Origin of the sequence: Kutzneria chonburiensis (assembly GCF_028622115.1) — a bacterium.
In the GTDB taxonomy this organism is placed as follows: Bacteria; Actinomycetota; Actinomycetes; order Mycobacteriales; family Pseudonocardiaceae; genus Kutzneria; species Kutzneria chonburiensis.
In genome coordinates this window covers 5,756,443-5,771,234 of sequence record NZ_CP097263.1, presented here as the reverse complement: position 1 = coordinate 5,771,234, position 14,792 = coordinate 5,756,443, and the positions used below count along the sequence as shown (strand labels likewise).

The following is a 14,792-nucleotide window of genomic DNA, read 5'->3' as shown; positions in this document are numbered from 1 at the left end:
GGCCATGTGAGCCACTCACGTGGGGGCAAAACGCCAAATGAGCCACTCACGTGGGGGTGGGGGCGCGTGGGGTGGATCTCGACTGTCGGGGTTGGGCGTGTTCGGTCGTTAGCATGAACCGACCAGACGGCGGTGGGAGCGAGGAACCCGGTGGGAGTCCGGGGCGGTCGCGCCACTGTGAAAGCCAGACACTCCACCACCGGCCGTGATGTCTCTACCCGGGGCGCGGGACCCCGAGGAGGGTACGGCTGATGACTTCGCGCGTCCTGCTGCTCTCGACGGCAGACACGGACCTGTTGGCGGCCAGGGCCAGCGGGGCCGACTACACGGTCGGCAACCCGGCTCGGCTGGAGGTCGAGGAGCTGCCGGCGCTGCTCCGAGACGCCGATCTGGTGGTGGTGCGGCTGCTGGGCGGCAAGCGGGCCTGGGAAGAAGGCCTGGACGCGGTCCTGGCGGCGAACAAGCCGACGGTGTGCCTCGGCGGTGAGGCATCGCCGGACGCGGAGCTGATGGCGGTCTCCACGGTGCCGGCCGGCGTGGCCACGCAAGCGCTTGCGTACCTGGTCGAGGGTGGCCCGGCCAACCTGGGGCAGCTGGCCGGCTTCCTGTCCGACACGGTGTTGCTGACCGGCGAGGGATTCGAGCCGCCGGTGAAAACGCCCGTTTACGGCGTGCACGGCGAAAGGCGGCACGAAGAAGGCAGGCCGACGGTCGGCATCGTGTTCTACCGGGCGCACGCGCTGGCCGGAAACACGGCATTTGTCGACACGCTGGCCGACGCGGTGGAGGCGGCCGGAGCCAATGTGCTGCCGGTGTTCTGCGGCTCGCTGCGCGGCCTGGCCGGCGACGAGTCCGAAGGGCTGCTCGAAGTCCTCAGCCGCTGCGACGCGGTCGTGGCGACGGTGCTGGCGGCCGGCGGGGCGGTGGCGGCGGACGCCAGCGCGGGCGGCGACGAAGACGCCTGGGACGCGGGGGCGTTGGCGCAGCTGGACATCCCGGTGCTGCAAGGACTCTGCCTCACGTCGTCACGGGCGGCCTGGCGGGAGTCCGACGCGGCACTGTCCCCGATGGACGCGGCGATGCAGGTGGCGATCCCGGAGTTCGACGGCCGGCTGATCGGCGTTCCATTCTCCTTCAAGGAGAACGGCCCGGACGGCATCCCGGTGTACGTGGCCGACGGCGAACGCGCGGCGAGGGTTGCCGGCACGGCGGTGGGGTTGGCCCGACTGCGGCACGTGCCCAACGCGGACAAGAAGGTCGCGATCGTGCTGTCGTCGTACCCGACGAAGCACGCCCGCGTCGGCAACGCGGTCGGCCTCGACACGCCGGCCTCGGCGGTGATCCTGCTCAAGCGGATGGCCGAGCAGGGCTACGACCTCGGCGGCCTCGACGTGTCCACTTTGGACGGCGACCGGCTGATCCACCGGCTGATCGCGGCCGGCGGGCACGACGTGGACTGGCTGACCGAGGAGCAGATGTCCGGCGCGGCCATCACGATCCCGTCGGCCACCTATCGCCGTTGGTTCGACGCGCTGCCGCAGAGTTTCCGCGATGGCGTCACGGAACACTGGGGTGCGGCGCCGGGTCAGCTCTACGTCACCGACGACGAGATCTACGTGGCCTCGCTCCAGTTCGGCAACGTGATGCTGATGATCCAGCCGCCGCGCGGCTTCGGTGAGAACCCGGTGGCCATCTACCACGACCCGAACCTGCCGCCCTCGCACCAGTACCTGGCCGCCTATCGCTGGCTGGAGCACGAGTTCGGCGCGCACGCGGTGCTGCACCTCGGCAAGCACGGCACACTGGAGTGGTTGCCGGGCAAGGGGTTGGGCCTGTCCGACGACTGCGCGCCGGATGCCGTGCTCGGCGGCCTGCCGATGATCTACCCGTTCATCGTGAACGATCCCGGCGAGGGCACGCAGGCCAAGCGCCGCGCACACGCCACCGTGGTCGACCACATGATCCCGCCGATGGCCCGCGCCGACACGTACGGCGACATGGCCAAGCTGGAGCAGCTGCTGGACGAGTACGCGACCGTGCAGGCGCTGGACCCGACCAAGCTGGCCACCGTGCGCGGCCAGATCTGGGAACTGGTCACCAGCGCCAAGCTGCACCACGACCTGCACCAGTCCGAGGCGCCCGGCGAGGACGACTTCGACGACTTCGTCATGCACATCGACGGCTACCTGTGCGAGATCAAGGACGTGCAGATCCGCGACGGCCTGCACATCCTCGGCCGCGCCCCGGAAGGCGAAGAGCTGATCAACGACGTGCTCGCGGTGCTGCGGGCGCGACAGGTGTTCGGCGGCAAGGTCGGGGCGATCACGGGACTTCGGGCCGCGCTGGCCGTCCACTTCGGACTGGACGAGGAGCGGCTGCTGGCCGATCCGGGCGCTCGCGTCGAGGCCGGCCGACTGTCCGAACTGGTCGACGGCCCGGCGCAGACCGGCGCCGATGCGGTTGACCTGCTGGAGGAGCTGGCCCGCCGGCTGGTGACCTCGGTGCACGACAACGGCTGGACGACCGAGGGCAGCACGGAAACCGTGCTGGGGGAACGTATCGAGGCAGTGGAGACGGTGCTCGCCTTCGCCCGCGACGAGTTGGTGCCGCGACTGGCCCGTACCACCGACGAGATCACGAATGTGCTGCGCGCACTGGACGGCCGGTTCATCGAGCCGGGCCCGTCCGGATCTCCGACCCGCGGCCTGGTGTCGGTGCTGCCCACCGGCCGCAACTTCTATTCCGTCGACCCCAAGGCGATCCCGTCCCGCAACGCCTTCGACGTCGGCTCGGCCTTGGCCGATTCGTTGCTGGAACGTCATCGCGCCGACACCGGGGAATGGCCGCGCAGCGTCGGTCTGACGGTGTGGGGCACGTCGGCCATGCGCACCCAGGGCGATGACATCGCGGAACTGTTGTGGCTGCTGGGAACCCGCCCGGTGTGGGACGACGCGTCGCGCCGGGTCACCGGCTTCGAGATCGTGCCGGTTCCGGAACTGGGGCGTCCCCGGATCGACGTGGTGGTGCGGATCTCCGGCTTCTTCCGGGACGCCTTCCCGCACGTGGTGGCGGTGCTGGACGACGCCATCGCCGCGGTGGCCCGGCTCGACGAGTCCGACGAGGACAACTACGTCGCCGCCCACTTCCGCCGCGACGTGGAAGAACACGGCGACGAACGCCGCGCGACCACCCGGATCTTCGGCTCCAAGCCCGGCGCCTACGGGGCCGGTCTGCTGCCGCTGATCGACTCCCGGAACTGGCGTGACGACGGCGATCTGGCCGAGGTCTACGCCACCTGGGGCGGCTACGCCTACGGCCGCGGCCTCGACGGCACGCAGGCCCGTGCCGACATGGAGACCGCGTACCGCCGGATCCAGGTGGCGGCCAAGAACGTGGACACGCGTGAGCACGACATCGCCGATTCGGACGACTATTTCCAGTACCACGGCGGCATGGTGGCCATGGTGCGGTCGCTGACCGGCGACAACCCGGCGGCCTACGTCGGCGACTCGGCGGTGCCGCACGCGGTCCGCACGCGCACCCTCGGCGAGGAGACCAAGCGCGTGTTCCGGGCCCGCGTTGTCAACCCCCGCTGGATATCGGCCATGCGTCGACATGGTTACAAGGGTGCATTCGAGCTGGCGGCCACAGTGGACTACCTGTTCGGTTTCGACGCCACGGCCGGTGTTGTCGACGACTGGATGTACGCGCAACTTGCAGAATCCTACGTTTTCGACAAGGAAGTTCAGGACTTCATGCGCACGTCGAACCCGTGGGCACTGCGCGGCGTGACGGAGCGCCTGTTGGAAGCAGCCGATCGGGGACTGTGGTCGCAACCGGACGAGACCGTTCTCGACCAACTGCGTACGGTCTATCTGGAACTGGAAGGCCAGTTGGAGGAATAACGCGCGCCGTTTGACCCCAGACCGGTGACTTCACGCGCATTTCCCCGCCAAAGGTCCTTTAATGACAGGGAGCGCACAGCGGGTTCGCCGCCGCGGAGACCATGCCGCGGCGGTGAACCCGAGGACCTCGGCCGCCGTACCAGACAGGGTCGGGTCCGTCACTGGGGAAGGGGTGCGCCGTGCGGTTCGAGCTGGTCCTGCTGTCCGCGATCGCCGCGGCCGGCCTCCTGCTGGGCTGGTGGCTCACCTCGCCGCGGTTCATCGGCTTCCTGGTGGCGCGGCGGCTGCGCCGGCTCAAGGCGGTGGCCCGCTCGCTGTCGCCGATGCTGACCGACGAGCCCGACCCGATGGCCAACGTGGTCGTGATCAACCGGGCCGAGTCGACCCCGGTGCCGGCGCAGCGCAGCGCCGAGCTGCCGCCCGGCGACACCATCGACACCCTGACCCAGCCGATCGTGAATTGACTGACGCGCCAATCAACTCAGGCGCAGGACTGACGCTTGGAAGGGGCCTTCCTCCACTCCGAGTGCAGGAAGGCCCCCTTCCAAGCGTTAACTGAGCCCGGGCTAACTCAGGCGCAGGGCCGAGTTGAGGCAGTCCAGTGCGGAGCTCTGGCGGCTGGCGTCGGCGGTGTCGAACGGTCCACTCCAGAACAGACCCAGCTGGTTGGCCTGGTTGCGGGTCTTCCACACGGCCAGCGCGTTGCGCACGGCGAACGCGGTGTAGGCCGATGACGGCGCGACCTCGTTGAGCGCCACCAGGTTCCGCACGAAGATCCCCTTGAACTGGGTCTGGTCCACGTCGCACCGTTTGGCCTCACACGACTCATGAAGCACACCGTTCCCATCGGTGAGCCTGGTCATCGCGGCGTTGGCGATGGAGGTGGCCGACTGCAACAGATCCCGGTGGCCGGTCAGCCGGTACAGGTCGGCCAGCCCGCCCAGCACCACGCCCTGGTTGTAGGTCCACGTGGTACGCCCGTTGTTGTGGCAGTCGTCGGTCAGCCCGTCGTTGACCAGACCCTGAGCATTGATCATGCCGGTGTGCGCGAACCAGTCCCACTCCAGCTCGGCCCAGCGCTGGTAGTTGGCCGCGGCCGCACCGGTGGTGCGCAGGGCCAGCGCGGCGGCCAGTGACAGGAACAGCTCGTTGGGGATGGCGTTCTTGTAGTCCCGGTTCTTCGACCACCAGATGCCGCCGCCGCAGGTCAGGTCCCAGCCGCCGGCCATGTCGGTGAACAGCGACTCGGCCGCGACCAGGTAGCGCTGCTCGCGGGTCTGGTCGTAGGCCTGCACCCAGGTCAGGCCCCACCAACCCTCGTCGTCGTAGTAGTCGTTGCGGAACCAGGTGCCGACGTTCTGGTTGTACGTGTTGTTCGCACGCTGCTCGCCCAGGTCGTTGCCGAGCAGGCTGGACGCGACCAGCTGGGCCTGGAGCGCGTTGGCCGTGTTCCACCACTGCGTCGTGCGGTAGCGGCCGTCGTCCGGGTTGTACCAGTGGTCGAGTGTCGCGGACGCCTCAGTGACCCACTTGAACGCGGGAGACGGCGCGGTCGGTGCCGCCTGCGCGGTGACAGGCAGCGCCAACAGCGCGACACAGAGCAAGGGGCCGAGACGAGAAAGCATGGACCTGATCGTGACAGATCAAGATCGGAAGGCTCCGGCGACTCCGAGGAACAGGTCGTTGCCGTCGACCTCGCCGATCGACACCCGCGCGCCCTCACCGGGGAACGGCCGCACCATCACGCCCTTGGCCTGGGCCAGCTCGGCGAACTCCATGGTCCGCTCGCCCAGCCGCAGCCAGACGAAGTTGCCCTCGGAGCTCGGCACGGTCCAGCCCTGGTCACGCAGCGCGTCCAGCACCCGCCCGCGCTCCTTGGTGATGTGCTCCACCCGTTCGAACAGCTCGGCCTCGGCGGCCAGCGACGCGATGGCGGCGTCCTGCGCGAGCTGGCTCACGCCGAACGGCACGGCCACCTTGCGCAGCGCGGTCGTCACCGGCTCGTGCGCGACGGCGTAGCCCACGCGCAGCCCGGCCAGCCCGTACGCCTTGGAGAAGGTGCGCAGCAGCGCCACGTTCGGACGCTCGCGGTAGATCTCCAGGCCGTCCGGGATCTCCGGGTCGCGCACGAACTCCCGGTACGCCTCGTCGATCAGCACCAGCACGTCGCCGGGCACGCGGTCGAGGAACCGCTCCAGCTCGGCGCGGCGGATCGCGGTGCCGGTGGGGTTGTTGGGGTTGCACAGCACGATCAGCCGGGTCCGGTCGGTGATCGCCGCGGCGATCGCGTCCAGGTCCTGGTGCTCGTCCGGGGTCAGCGGCACCTGCACCGAGTGCGCGCCGACCATCTTGGTGATGATCGGGTACGCCTCGAACGACCGCCACGGGTAGATGACCTCGTCCCGGTCGTCGCACGCGGCCTGCATCACCTGCTGGATCACGCCGACGCCGCCGGTGCCGGTGGCCACGTGCGTCTCCGGCACGCCCAGCCGCTCCGCGATCGCCGGGATCAGGGCCGAGCAGCCCATGTCCGGGTAGCGGTTGTGCGAGCGCAGCGCCCGCTCCATGGCCTCGAGCACGCCGGGCAGCGGGTCGTGCGGGTTCTCGTTCGAGGAGAGCTTGAACGCCGGAGCGCCGTCCGCGCCGACGGCCGGCTTGCCCGGCTTGTAGGTCGGAATGTCGTCCAGCGCGACGCGCAGCTTCGGTCCGGTGCTCATGGGTCTCACTCTACGATCCGGTCTCTCGAGTTCAGACCCGCCAACCAGTCGACTGTCTCCTTGAGGGCCCGTTCCCGGACCGCCTCGGGGGACAGGAACAGGTCGTGCATGCCGCCCTCGATGGACACCACGGTCACGTGCTGCCCGATCTTCGGCGCCCACTTCAGCATCTGCCGCACGTCCAGCACGGTGTCGGCCCGCATCGCCTCCGGGGCCCACGCCTTGGTCTTGAGCAGGCTGTGCGAGGACCGCAGCAGCAGCACCGGCACCCGCACGTCCAGCCCACGGTGCAGCTTGGCGTGCTGCCGGCGGATGGTGCGCAGCCAGCCGGCCCGCACCGGGAAGCCGTTCTTGGGCTTCCAGTCGGTGTTGAACTCCCACTCGCCGTTGTCGTCGCGGTGCAGGCTCAGCCCGTACGGGCTCTCCAGCCCGTTCTGCACGACGGCGGTCGGGCTGACCTTGCCCAGCACGTCCACCGCCCAGGTGCCGACCGTGCGCATGAACCAGTTCTCCTGGAGGTCCACCCACGGGCTGTTGAGCACCAGCGCGTCGAGCACGTTGTCGTCACGGCGCTCGTGCGCCCACATGATCGAGATCAGGCCGCCGGTCGAGTGGCCCATCAGCGTCAGCCGGGAGTGGCCGTCCTCGTCGCGGATGATGCGCGCGGCCGCGTCCAGCTCCTCGAAGTGGCACGTGAGGTCGGTGACGAAGTTGGGCACCTGTCCCGGCTGCAGAGACCGGCCGTAGGCCCGCAGGTCCACCGCGTAGAAGTCGTAGCCGGCGGCCGCGAAGTGCTCGGCCACGTGCTTCTGGAAGAAGTAGTCGACGAAGCCGTGCACGTAGAGCACGGCCCCGTTCACCGGCTTCTCCGCCCGATGCCGGACCAGGTGGGCGACGTTGTCGCCCCCGGTCCGGTACCCGCCGGCAGTGCGCCGAGCGGCAGCGTCACAACCTCGTAGCCCTCACCGAGCACATCGCGTTCCACGCCCGACAGTATTAGCCATGAGCTGGTCAAACCGGCTTAACGGCGAGCGGCAGCTTGGTCACGGCGACCATGACGAACGGGTTGCGCTCCTCCACCTTGGCCACGTCGACCTCGATGTCGGCGTACCGCTCCAGCATGATCTTCAGCGCCACCCGCGCCTCCAACCGGGCCAAGGGCGCGCCGAGGCAGACATGGATGCCCTTGCCGAAGGTGACGTGGTGGTTGGACTCCCGGCGCAGGTCGAACTTCGCCGGGTCGGCGAACACCCGCTCGTCCCGGTTGGCCGCGGACAGCATGGGCAGCACGAACTGCTTGGCCGGGATGGTCACGCCGCCGAGCTCGACCTCCTCGTGGGTCATCCGGGCGATCCGCGGGAACGGCGTGCGCAGCCGCAGCACCTCCTCGATCGCCGCCGGCAGCAGCGACAGGTCACGGCGGACCTCGGCGATGGCGTCCTGGTTCTCGTGGAAGGTCAGGATGCTGTTGCCCAGGGTGGCCGTGGTGGTGATGTGGCCGGCCAGCAGCAGCAGGCCGACGAAGCCGATGATCTCCTCGTCGTCCAGCTTGCGGCCGTCGTCGTCGACCTGGGTCAGCTGGCTGGTCAGGTCGTCGCCGGGGTTGCGCCGGCGGTCCTTGATGAACGCGAGGAAGTAGTCGTTCATCTCCCGCATCACCGGCACCACCTGGGCGGTCAGCTCGGCCCGGATCTCGGCGATCGACTTGTCCTGCGGGATGTCCCGGTCCAGCAGCGTGTCGGCCCAGCGGCGGAACAGCGCCTGATCGGAGGTCGGGATGCCGAGCAGGTTGGCGATGACGATCACCGGCAGCGGATAGGCCAGCGCGTCGACCAGGTCGAACTCGGTGCCGGCGGCGTCGAGCAGCTCACGGGTCAGCGCGTCGATGGCCGGCTCCATGTCGGCCACGAACCTCGGCGTGAAGGCCTTGCTGACCGTGCCCCGCAGCTGCCGGTGCCGCGGGTCGTCCATCTGGATGAAGTTGCCCTTCTGGAACAGGGCGAAATCCTCCGACATCGGCACCAGCTCGGACATGTCCGAGCCGAACACGGCGGCGTTGTGCAGTACCTCGTTGACCTCGGGGTGGCCGAGCACCATCCAGGACTGCTGCTTGTCCGCGAAGACGACCTGGCCCTCCTTGCGCAGGCCCTCGAGGTAGTCGAGGAAGTCCTGGAGGGTGGGCCTCGCCGTGGTGGTCATGTGAATCCCCTAGCTTGTGAAGTTGTCTCAGTCCTCCGGCGCGCCGCCGTGGACCGTCGCCGCGAGGGCGTTGTGGAAGTCCTGGAGCATGGAGAACACCTTGGGCTGCAACGCTTCCAGTGCCGTCCGGTCGGGCGGGCCGTCGGCGTGCAGCGCCTGGCGGATGGTGTGGGCCAACAGCTTGGCCGCGGCCTCGTCGTCGTGTGTGTCGGCGAACGGGCCCAGCATCGGACCGGTCAGGTAGAAGCCGGTCTGGATGGCCGACATGACATAGCGCTGCGACTCGATGTCCTGATCGGTGCGGACCAGCCCGTGCTCGCGCAGGACGTGAAACAGATCGCCGAACAGGTCGATCTTGACCCGCCGCAGCGGCTGCATGGCCGGGTCCACGGCCAGGTCGCCGAGGATCTCGATGTTCCGGCTGAACATGGCCCGCAGCAGCGGCCGCTTCATCACGCCCAGGTAGACCATCTGTGCCTGCTCGGCCGGCAGCATCATGATCGGATCGCGCCGCAGCGCGTCGAGCATCTCGGCCGTCATGGCCACCGACTCCCGTACCAGCACGCTCAGGAACAGCTCGGAGCGGTTGCGGAAGTGCAGGTAGACCGTGCCCTTGCCGATGCCGGCCTGCTTGGCCACGTCCTCGATGGTCACCCGCTTGTAGCCCCAGCGCAGGACCAGGTCGGCGGCCGCGTCGAGGATCCGCTCCCCACGCTCGTGCTGCCCCGGCATCGTCCGCCTCCTTGACTCGTGACCAGATTTCTTATCCGGTCACGAGTCACGCTAGACCGGGTGCGCACGGTCGTCAACGCCTTTCGTGTGACACCCCGGCGAGTGGGTTTCCTTGTGACGGAGGGCACTGCCCTGTTCCGTTACCGGTATGCGAATCTCCAGGTCGAGCCGCCTGACCGTGGTGGTGTGCGCCGTCTTAGTCGCCCTCGCCGCCGCCGTTCCGGCGGCCGCCAGTCCCCGCGTCGTCGGCGGCGAACGGGCCAGCATCGTGGAGTTCCCGTGGGTCGTCTACCTGACCGACGCGACCGGATTCCAGTTCTGCGGCGGCACCGTGGTCGCGGCCACCAAGGTGCTCACCGCGGCGCACTGCATGGCCGACCAGCGCGCGGACAACCTGCGCGTCGTCGTCGGCCGTGAGGACAAGCAGAGCACCGACGGCCGGGTCGTGACGGCCACGTCGGTCCAGGTCGCCAAGGCCTACCGGGGCGATCCGACCGGCGGGTCCGACTGGGCGGTGATCACGTTGAGCCGCAGGGTGAACGTGCCGCCGCTGCCGCTGGCCAAGGACGCTGCGGTGTACCAGACGAACGCGATGGGCCTGGTGCTCGGTTGGGGTCGCACCTCGGAGAGCGGTGAGGTGTCGCGCTACCTGATGGAGGCGTCCGTCCCGCTGGTGGCTGACGCCACGTGCGGCAAGTCGTACCAGGAGTACCGCGCCACGGCGATGGTGTGCGCGGGCTACGCCCAGGGCGGCGTCGACACGTGTCAGGGCGACTCCGGTGGCCCGCTCGAGATGAACGGGGAGCTGGTCGGCATCACGTCGTTCGGCGAGGGCTGTGCCCGCCCCGGCTACTACGGCGTCTACACCCGCGTGGCGTCGTACGAGCCGCTCATCGACGAGCTCATCGCCGCCGGCTGACTCTGCTGGGTTGTGGCGCCCGTCCCGGGAATCCGGGGCGGGCGTCATTTTTACGCCAGGACCAGTCCTACTGAGATGGTCATGAAGGCGGCGGCCGACACGGCGTCCAGAGTGGTCGTGACGCCCGGGCGCTGGAGCCGGCGGGACATGCGGCCGGCGGCCAGCACGATCGTCGCCTCCCAGCACGCGGCCAGCACCAGGAACACCGCGCCGAGCACCCCGAGCTGGAGCACGGCGTCACCCGATCCGATGAATTGCGGCAGGAACGCCAGGGAGAACAGCAGCATCTTCGGGTTCATCAGGTTGGACAGGAAGCCCTGTCGGAACGGATGGGCCACGACGACCGGTTCGTCCGACTCGGGCCGACGCGGCTTCAGCAGGCCCCTGACGATCTGCAGGGCGAGGAACGCCAGGTAGGCGGCCCCGAGCCAGCGCAGCACGTGCAGCAACGCGGGGTAACCGGCGAGCAGCGCGCCCAGCCCGGAGGCGACGAGCGCGATCTGCACCGCGCTGGCCGTGTGCACGCCGGCCAACGCCCGCAGCCCGGCCTTCGTCCCGGCCCGTAGCGACGTCCTGAGCAGCAGGAACGCGTCCATCCCCGGCGTGATGACCACGACGAGGCTGGCGAGCAGGAAGGCGGGCAGGGTGGAAACGTCGAACGTCACGGCGAAACTCCGGTCCAAGCGGGGTATGGCAGAACAAACTTCCGCCGTCTAGGTCGTAGACGGCCGAATCTTCGGTACTGACACGATCCTAACGGGAAATTTTCCGGCCTTGACACGTTCGGGTGAGTGATCTCGATCGCGGCCCACCGGTCGTTGTGGATCGGCTACGGTCTGTGGCCTCCCCCTCCCTGTAGGAGTGCTCGCCGTGCCCTTTTCCGTCCGGCGGTCGGCCGCCGTTCTCGCCTTGCTGCTCACTGCTGGATCCTTCGCGGCGGTGCCCGCTGATGCGCAGGTGTCGGCCGTCGACGGCGCCGGCTCGCCGCGGATCGTCGGCGGCGACGAGGCCAGCACCACCACGACGCCGTGGGTCGTCGCGCTGACCACCAGCAACGGCCAGTTCTTCTGCGGCGGCACGCTGGTCGCGCCGACCAAGGTCGTCACCGCCGCGCACTGCGTCACCACGCCCATGATCAGCAGCGGCGTGGCCGCCAAGTCGCCGTCCTCGCTGCGGGTCGTGGCCGGCCGCACCGACCTGCGGGGCTACGACGGCATCGAGGCCCGGGTCTCGTCGGTGTGGTTCGAGCCCCGGTTCCGTGACGTCGGCACCGGGTACGACGTGGCCGTGTTGACGCTGACGCGGACCGTGCCCTACCGGACGCTGCCGCTGGTCGCCGCCGGCGACACCTCGGGCTACGCCCCCGGCGTCGTCGCCACCGTGCTCGGCTGGGGCCGGGTCGGTGAGACCGCCGGGCCGTCGCCGACGCTCCAGTCCGTGCAGGTGCCCGTGGTCGCCGACAAGACGTGCGCCGCCGAGGAGTCCGACTTCGACGCCAACTCCATGGTGTGCGCCGGCTATCCGCAGGGCGGCCGGGACGCGTGTGCCGGCGACTCCGGCGGTCCCATGGTCGTCGACGGGCGGTTGGTCGGCGTGGTGTCGTGGGGCGACGGCTGCGCCCGTGCGGGCAAGCCCGGCATCTACACCCGGCTGACCAGCTACCAGGATGAGGTGTCTGCCCAGTTGCGCGCGTGATACCAAGGGGCATGACGCTTCACGCCACCCTGCGCCGCGAGTGGGCCGCCGACCTGACGCCGCAGCAGCTCTACGACCTGCTGCGGCTGCGGGTCGACGTGTTCGTGGTCGAGCAGAAGTGCCCCTATCCCGAGCTCGACGACCGCGATCTGACGCCCAGCACCCGGCATTTCTGGCTGGCCGGTGACGACGGCCGGGTGCTGGCCACGCTTCGGCTGCTGGAGGACAAGCCCGACTCGTTTCGTATCGGCCGGGTCTGCACCGCCGCCGACGCGCGGGGCAACGGCCTGTCCGGGCGGCTGATGGAGGCCGCCGTGGCCGAGATCGGCGACGCGCCCAGCGTGCTCGACGCACAGGTGTCCGTGAAGGACTTCTACGCCCGCTTCGGCTATGTGACCGAGGGCGAGGAGTTCTTGGAGGACGGCATCCCACATATCGTGATGCGTCGGGTCCTTTAGCACGCTCCGTCACCAACTGACGAGCCTCTTGCGTGATGCCGCACCGGTTTGCCGCTCGCTAGCGTCCACTGTGGATTCATTCCCCGAATGCACGGAGGTCGCCATGTCGTTGTTGCGCAGAGCCCTGGCCGTGTCGGCGGCGATCGCCGCCACGGCCGCGTTCACCCTCGCCCCGGCGCAGGCCACGCCCCCGCTCAAGTGCCGCGTCAACACCGCCGCCAACGCGTACTTCACCATCACCGTCGAGCGGGGCTTGATGTCCTGCAACGTCACCGAGGTCGGCATCATCGGCCACACGCTGCCCGACGGCGCGGCCGACCTGAGCGTCTGGGGCCCGGACAACTTCAGGCACCTCACCCACGCCGAATCCGGCGTCTACAAGACCGTCTGGCGCGGCGACCACGCTCCGGGCTCCGACTGGTGCGCCAGCTTCGTCGGCTACGCCGCCGCCCTCTGCCTGCTGGCCTGACCCCACCCTTCCTTTGGCACATGCGGTCCGCATGTGCCTCTGGGAGGCAAGTACGACGCGCATGTGACGTTCGGTCACGAGTGGTCGAGCCGGTTGTGTGATAGCGGGGAGGGGTGCCGGTCACTAGCGTCGGGGAGCGGTTTCGAACCGCTCGAGTCCACGGAGGACCGATGTCTGCCAGCAGAGTTCTGGCCCTGTCCATGGTGATCGCCGCCGGTCTGGCCCTGTGCGCCACGCCCGCGTCCGCCCACACCGACCTTGGCTGTCGCCCGAACCACACGTCGAACGCCTATTTCAAGCTGAGCGTGAAGCGAGCACTGCTCAGCTGCGACGTGATCGAGTTCGGCATGACCGGCACCGAGGCCCTCGACCCTGATGGCGCCGAGTTCGCGGTGTGGGGCCCGGACAACTTTCAGGGCCTGGTGCGCACTTCGCCCGGCGAGTACACCGTCGCCTGGAAGGGTGACCACGCGGCCGGGGCCAAGTGGTGCGCCAGCTTCGTCGGCGACTACGCCGAGCTCTGCCTGACGACCTAGTCAGTGCCCCGGCGCGGTCCGGGTGATCACGTCGACGGCCCGGTCCAGGTCGGCCGGCGACAGGTCGGCCCGGGCCGTCAGCCGCAGCCGGGAGATCTGGTCCGGGGTCGACGGCGGCCGGAAGCAGCCGACGACGACGCCGGCCGTGCGGCAGTCGTTGGCCCACGCCACGGCGGCCTCGGGCGAGGGTGCCTGGATCGAGACCACGGCGGCCGTCGGCGTGCTGACCAGCAGACCGGCGGCGGTGAGGCGTTCGGTCAGCTCGAGGGCGTTCCCTCGGGCTTGACCGGCCAGCTGCGGCTCCTCCTTGAGCACGCGCAGCGCCGTGAGGGCGGCGGCAGCGCTGCCCGGGGCCAGGCCGGTGTCGAAGATGAAGCTGCGGGCGTGGTCGATCATGTGCTTGATCACCCGGCGTGGTCCGAGGATCGCCCCGCCTTGCGCACCCAGCGACTTGGACAGCGTCAGCGTCATCACCACGTTGGGCGAGCCGGCCAGGCCGGCGTCGTGGACCGCGCCCTTGCCGGCGTCGCCGATCACGCCGAAGCCGTGGGCGTCGTCGACCAGCAACGCCGCCGCGTGCTTGCCGCACGCTTCGGCCAGCTGGGGCAGCGGCGCCAAGTCCCCGTCCACCGAGAACACCGAGTCGGTCACCACCAGCGCCCGCTCGTGCTTACGCTTGGCCAGCGCGTTCGTCACACCGGCCACGTCGCAGTGCCCCATCACCGCCACGTCGGCCTTCGACAGCCTCGTCCCGTCGATCAGCGAGGCGTGGATCAGCTTGTCGGCCACGATCGCCGTGCCCGGTCCCGTCAGCGCCGCCACGGCGGCCAGGTTGGCCATGAAGCCCGACGAGAACACCAGCGCCGCCTGCATGCCGCAGAACGAGGCCAGCTCCAGCTCCAGCTCCGTGTGCAGCTCCGTCGACCCCGTGACCAGGCGCGATCCGGTCGAGCCCGCCCCCCACTTCAGCGCCGCCGCCGCGGCCGCCCCGGCCACCCGCTTGTCCCGGGCCAGCCCCAGGTAGTCGTTGCTGGCCAGGTCGAGCGCGTCCGAGCTGGCGGCGCGAGGTCGCAGCTGCCGGGCCAGGCCGGCCTCCTGCCGGGCCTGCGCGCGGACGTCGATCCAGTCGAACACCTCGTCGGGCGTAGGGGTCGTCACGCCC

The 14,792-nt window shown here is 69.6% G+C and carries 14 protein-coding genes; 7 read left to right on the top strand and 7 right to left on the bottom strand.

The features are described from left to right. Positions 1–251: 251 nt before the first annotated feature. Both cobN and M3Q35_RS26015 read left to right on the top strand, forming a co-directional pair. Complete coding sequence (gene cobN, locus M3Q35_RS26020; protein ID WP_273935136.1) at positions 252–3,905, top strand: cobaltochelatase subunit CobN; 3,654 nt, start codon at positions 252–254, stop codon at positions 3,903–3,905. 179 nt (positions 3,906–4,084) lie between these two features. Beyond that, the gene (locus M3Q35_RS26015) at positions 4,085–4,369 is read left to right on the top strand and encodes a hypothetical protein (RefSeq protein ID WP_273935134.1); all 285 of its coding nucleotides are present in this window, start codon (positions 4,085–4,087) and stop codon (positions 4,367–4,369) included. Between the two features lie 102 nt (positions 4,370–4,471). On the opposite strand, the gene M3Q35_RS26010 is transcribed toward M3Q35_RS26015, so the two are convergent. The 5 genes from M3Q35_RS26010 to M3Q35_RS25990 all read right to left on the bottom strand — a co-directional run bounded on the left by M3Q35_RS26010 (position 4,472) and on the right by M3Q35_RS25990 (position 9,553). Continuing rightward, entirely contained in the window at positions 4,472–5,530 is a 1,059-nt protein-coding gene (locus M3Q35_RS26010) for a glycoside hydrolase family 76 protein (RefSeq protein WP_273935132.1), read from the bottom strand. 18 nt (positions 5,531–5,548) lie between these two features. Beyond that, complete coding sequence (hisC, locus tag M3Q35_RS26005; RefSeq protein WP_273935131.1) at positions 5,549–6,622, bottom strand: histidinol-phosphate transaminase; 1,074 nt, start codon at positions 6,620–6,622, stop codon at positions 5,549–5,551. A gap of 5 nt (positions 6,623–6,627) precedes the next feature. Further along, entirely contained in the window at positions 6,628–7,482 is an 855-nt protein-coding gene (locus tag M3Q35_RS26000; protein ID WP_273935129.1) for an alpha/beta hydrolase, read from the bottom strand. 151 nt (positions 7,483–7,633) lie between these two features. Further along, the gene (locus M3Q35_RS25995) at positions 7,634–8,821 is read right to left on the bottom strand and encodes a cytochrome P450 (protein WP_273935128.1); all 1,188 of its coding nucleotides are present in this window, start codon (positions 8,819–8,821) and stop codon (positions 7,634–7,636) included. A 27-nt stretch (positions 8,822–8,848) separates the two neighbouring features. Then, positions 8,849–9,553 carry a TetR/AcrR family transcriptional regulator gene (locus M3Q35_RS25990; RefSeq protein ID WP_273935127.1) on the bottom strand — a complete coding sequence of 235 codons (705 nt, stop codon included), beginning with the start codon at positions 9,551–9,553 and terminating at the stop codon, positions 8,849–8,851. A gap of 148 nt (positions 9,554–9,701) precedes the next feature. Between M3Q35_RS25990 and M3Q35_RS25985 the strand changes: the two genes are divergently transcribed. Continuing rightward, positions 9,702–10,472, top strand: coding sequence for a S1 family peptidase (locus M3Q35_RS25985; protein ID WP_273935126.1), 771 nt, complete (start codon positions 9,702–9,704; stop codon positions 10,470–10,472). A gap of 50 nt (positions 10,473–10,522) precedes the next feature. On the opposite strand, the gene M3Q35_RS25980 is transcribed toward M3Q35_RS25985, so the two are convergent. Next, positions 10,523–11,137 (bottom strand): LysE family translocator, encoded by a 615-nt coding sequence (locus M3Q35_RS25980; RefSeq protein ID WP_273935124.1) that lies wholly within the window; start codon positions 11,135–11,137, stop codon positions 10,523–10,525. A gap of 205 nt (positions 11,138–11,342) precedes the next feature. Between M3Q35_RS25980 and M3Q35_RS25975 the strand changes: the two genes are divergently transcribed. The 4 genes from M3Q35_RS25975 (at position 11,343) to M3Q35_RS25960 (ending at position 13,630) form a co-directional block, all read left to right on the top strand. Next, positions 11,343–12,167, top strand: a complete 825-nt coding sequence (locus tag M3Q35_RS25975; protein ID WP_273935123.1) for a S1 family peptidase — start codon at positions 11,343–11,345, stop codon at positions 12,165–12,167. A gap of 11 nt (positions 12,168–12,178) precedes the next feature. After that, positions 12,179–12,625 (top strand): GNAT family N-acetyltransferase, encoded by a 447-nt coding sequence (locus tag M3Q35_RS25970; protein WP_273935122.1) that lies wholly within the window; start codon positions 12,179–12,181, stop codon positions 12,623–12,625. Between the two features lie 103 nt (positions 12,626–12,728). After that, positions 12,729–13,094, top strand: coding sequence for a hypothetical protein (locus M3Q35_RS25965; protein WP_273935121.1), 366 nt, complete (start codon positions 12,729–12,731; stop codon positions 13,092–13,094). 170 nt (positions 13,095–13,264) lie between these two features. Beyond that, positions 13,265–13,630, top strand: coding sequence for a hypothetical protein (locus M3Q35_RS25960; RefSeq protein ID WP_273935119.1), 366 nt, complete (start codon positions 13,265–13,267; stop codon positions 13,628–13,630). Here the strand turns inward: M3Q35_RS25960 and M3Q35_RS25955 are convergent, their stop codons facing one another. Continuing rightward, positions 13,631–14,788: an 8-amino-7-oxononanoate synthase gene (locus M3Q35_RS25955; protein ID WP_273935118.1), complete on the bottom strand. Its 1,158-nt coding sequence runs from the start codon at positions 14,786–14,788 to the stop codon at positions 13,631–13,633. It abuts the gene before it with no gap. Positions 14,789–14,792: the final 4 nt, after the last annotated feature.